The organism is Streptomyces sp. NPDC057638 (assembly GCF_042800315.1).
Lineage (GTDB): Bacteria > Actinomycetota > Actinomycetes > Streptomycetales > Streptomycetaceae > Streptomyces.
On the sequence record NZ_JBHVHF010000502.1, the window covers coordinates 1 to 3,618 of the forward strand.

The following is a 3,618-nucleotide window of genomic DNA, read 5'->3' on the forward strand; positions in this document are numbered from 1 at the left end:
GTCTCAAGGCGTCTCAAGGCGTCTCAAGCCCGCTCAAAGCTCGCTCAAACCGACTCAAACCGACGCCATCAGGCGTCGAGCGACGTCATCACGTGCTTGATCCGCGTGTAGTCGTCGAACCCGTACGCCGACAGGTCCTTTCCGTACCCCGACTTCTTGAACCCGCCGTGCGGCATCTCCGCGACCAGCGGGATGTGGGTGTTGATCCACACGCACCCGAAGTCCAGCGCCTTGGACATCCGCATCGCGCGCGCGTGGTCCTTGGTCCACACCGAGGACGCCAGGGCGTACTCGACGTCGTTCGCCCAGGTCAGGGCCTGCGCCTCGTCGGTGAAGGACTGGACGGTGATGACGGGGCCGAAGACCTCGTTCTGGATGATCTCGTCGTCCTGCTGGAGGCCGGAGACGACGGTGGGGGCGTAGAAGTAGCCCTTCTCGCCGACGCGGTGGCCGCCCGCCTCGACCTTGGCGTGGGCGGGCAGCCGGTCGATGAACCCGGAGACCTGGGCGAGCTGGTTGGCGTTGTTCAGCGGGCCGTAGAGCACGTCCTCGTCGTCGGCGGCGCCGGTCTTGGTCTCGGCGGCGGCCTTCGCGAGCGCGGCCACGAACTCGTCGTGGATGGACTCCTGGACGAGCACGCGGGTGGCGGCCGTACAGTCCTGGCCCGCGTTGAAGTACCCGGCGACCGCGATGTCCTCGACGGCCTTGGCGATGGCGGCACTGTCGAGATCATCGAAGACGACGACGGGCGCCTTGCCGCCGAGCTCCAGGTGGACCCGCTTGACGTCCTTGGAGGCGGAGGCGGCGACCTGGATGCCAGCGCGGACGGAGCCGGTGATGGAGGCCATCGCCGGGGTGGGGTGCTCCACCATCTGACGGCCGGTCTCGCGGTCGCCGCAGATGACGTTGAAGACGCCCTTGGGCACGATGGCGCCGATGATCTCGGCGATCAGCACGGTGGAGGCGGGGGTGGTGTCCGACGGCTTCAGCACCACCGCGTTACCGGCGGCGAGCGCGGGGGCGAACTTCCACACGGCCATCATCATCGGGTAGTTCCAGGGGGCGACCTGGGCGCAGACACCGACGGGCTCGCGGCGGATGATGGAGGTCATGCCCTCCATGTACTCACCGGCGGAGCGGCCTTCCAGCATCCGCGCGGCACCCGCGAAGAAGCGGATCTGGTCGACCATCGGAGGGATCTCCTCGGTGCGGACCAGTTCGAGCGGCTTGCCGGTGTTCTGCGACTCGCAGGCGATGAGGTCCTCGGCCCGCTCCTCGATCGCGTCGGCGATCTTCAGCAGGACCTTCTGGCGCTCGGCCGGGGTGGCGTCGCGCCAGGCGGGGAAGGCGGCCGCGGCGGCGTCCATCGCGGCGTCGACGTCGGCCTGGCCGGAGAGGGGGGAGGTGGCGTAGGGCTCACCGGTGGCCGGGTTGATGATGTCGATCGTCCGCCCGTCGGCGGCGTCCCGGAACTCCCCGTTGATGTAGTTGCGCAGACGACGCAGCTCGGTGGTCACTGTGGCCACCCTCCTGTCTGAAACTCCGTTGGTCCGATGGGTGAGACAACCCAGCATCGCCCACCCTAATCGGTATGCAGACGCTTTCAACAGCCCCGACCCTCCCTACCTACGGAATCAGTGCTTCCACACCCCCTCAACAACGAATTTCATCGCTCAGGGGTTGCCAGAGGGACGACCTGAGGTGCATGGTGAGGATGTGGCCAGTCGAAGCGCAGACTCCAGGAACGGGTCAGCCGGGAAAGCACAGTCCCCGGCGATCGACGCCGTCTCCCTCGCGATCATCGAGCAGCTCCAGGAGGACGGACGCCGTCCCTACGCCGCCATCGGCAAGGCCGTGGGCCTCTCCGAGGCGGCGGTGCGCCAGCGGGTGCAGAAGCTGCTCGACCAGGGCGTGATGCAGATCGTCGCCGTCACCGACCCGCTCACCGTGGGCTTCCGGCGTCAGGCGATGGTCGGCGTCCGGGTCGAGGGCGACCTCGACCCGGTGGCGGACGCCCTGACGGCCATGGCCGAGTGTGAGTACGTGGTGATGACCGCGGGCTCCTTCGACCTGATGGTGGAGATCGTCTGCGAGGACGACGACCACCTGCTCGAAGTGATCAACAAGCGGATCCGCGCGCTCCCCGGTGTGCGGTCCACCGAGAGCTTCGTCTACCTCAAGCTCAAGAAGCAGACCTACATGTGGGGAACCCGATAGCCGTGAGCAAGGACCTCTCGAAGACCGCGTACGACCACCTGTGGATGCACTTCACCCGCATGTCGTCGTATGAGAACGCCCCCGTGCCCACCATCGTCCGCGGTGAGGGCACCTACATCTACGACGACAAGGGCAAGCGTTACATCGACGGGCTCGCCGGGCTCTTCGTCGTGAACGCGGGCCACGGCCGGGTCGAGCTGGCCGAGACCGCCTACAAGCAGGCGCAGGAACTGGCCTTCTTCCCGGTCTGGTCCTACGCCCACCCCAAGGCGGTCGAGCTGGCGGAGCGGCTGGCCCACGAGGCCCCGGGCGATCTCAACAAGGTCTTCTTCACCACCGGTGGCGGCGAGGCCGTGGAGACCGCGTGGAAGCTGGCCAAGCAGTACTGGAAGCTGCGCGGCCAGCACACCAAGTACAAGGTCATATCGCGCGCGGTCGCCTACCACGGCACCCCGCAGGGCGCCCTGTCCATCACGGGTCTGCCCGCGCTGAAGGCCCCCTTCGAGCCGCTGGTCCCCGGCGCGCACAAGGTGCCGAACACCAACATCTACCGCGCCCCGATCCACGGCGACGACCCGGAGGCGTTCGGCCGCTGGGCCGCCGACCAGATCGAGCAGGAGATCCTGTTCGAGGGCCCCGAGACCGTGGCCGCCGTCTTCCTGGAGCCGGTGCAGAACGCGGGCGGCTGCTTCCCGCCGCCGCCCGGGTACTTCCAGCGCGTCCGCGAGATCTGCGACCAGTACGACGTGCTGCTCGTCTCGGACGAGGTCATCTGCGCCTTCGGCCGCCTCGGCACGACCTTCGCCTGTGACAAGTTCGGGTACATCCCGGACATGATCACCTGCGCCAAGGGCATGACCTCGGGCTACTCCCCGATCGGCGCCTGCATCGTCTCGGACCGCGTCGCCGAGCCGTTCTACCAGGGCGACAACACCTTCCTGCACGGCTACACCTTCGGTGGTCACCCGGTCTCGGCCGCCGTCGGCCTGGCCAACCTCGACATCTTCGACCGCGAGGGCCTCAACCAGCACGTCCTCGACAACGAGGGTGCCTTCAAGGCGACGCTGGAGAAGCTGCACGACCTGCCGATCGTCGGCGATGTGCGCGGAAACGGCTTCTTCTACGGCATCGAGCTGGTGAAGGACAAGGCCACCAAGGAGACCTTCACGGACGAGGAGACGGAGCGCGTGCTCTACGGCTTCCTCTCCAAGGCCCTCTTCGACAACGGCCTGTACTGCCGCGCCGACGACCGTGGCGACCCGGTCATCCAGCTGGCTCCGCCGCTGATCGCGGACCAGTCCACCTTCGACGAGATCGAGGGCGTCCTCCGCGCGGTGCTGACGGAGGCGTGGACCAAGCTCTGATCCCCGTCCCCCCTGTGGGCCGGACACCGGTGACCGG

At 67.6% G+C, this 3,618-nt stretch carries 3 protein-coding genes; 2 read left to right on the forward strand and 1 reads right to left on the reverse strand.

Features of this window, described 5'->3' with window-relative positions; all coding sequences use genetic code 11:
- Window positions 1-68 precede the first annotated feature (68 nt).
- Window positions 69-1,517 (reverse strand): gamma-aminobutyraldehyde dehydrogenase, encoded by a 1,449-nt coding sequence (locus tag ACFVIM_RS33960; RefSeq protein WP_384309901.1) that lies wholly within the window; start codon window positions 1,515-1,517, stop codon window positions 69-71.
- 184 nt (window positions 1,518-1,701) lie between these two features.
- On the opposite strand from ACFVIM_RS33960, the gene ACFVIM_RS33965 reads away from it, so the two are divergent.
- Both ACFVIM_RS33965 and ACFVIM_RS33970 read left to right on the forward strand, forming a co-directional pair.
- Entirely contained in the window at window positions 1,702-2,217 is a 516-nt protein-coding gene (locus tag ACFVIM_RS33965) for an Lrp/AsnC family transcriptional regulator (protein WP_384309904.1), read from the forward strand.
- Window positions 2,202-3,581, forward strand: a complete 1,380-nt coding sequence (locus ACFVIM_RS33970) for an aspartate aminotransferase family protein (protein ID WP_384309906.1) — start codon at window positions 2,202-2,204, stop codon at window positions 3,579-3,581. Before ACFVIM_RS33965 ends, ACFVIM_RS33970 begins: the two co-directional genes overlap by 16 nt.
- The last annotated feature ends 37 nt before the right edge of the window (window positions 3,582-3,618 follow it).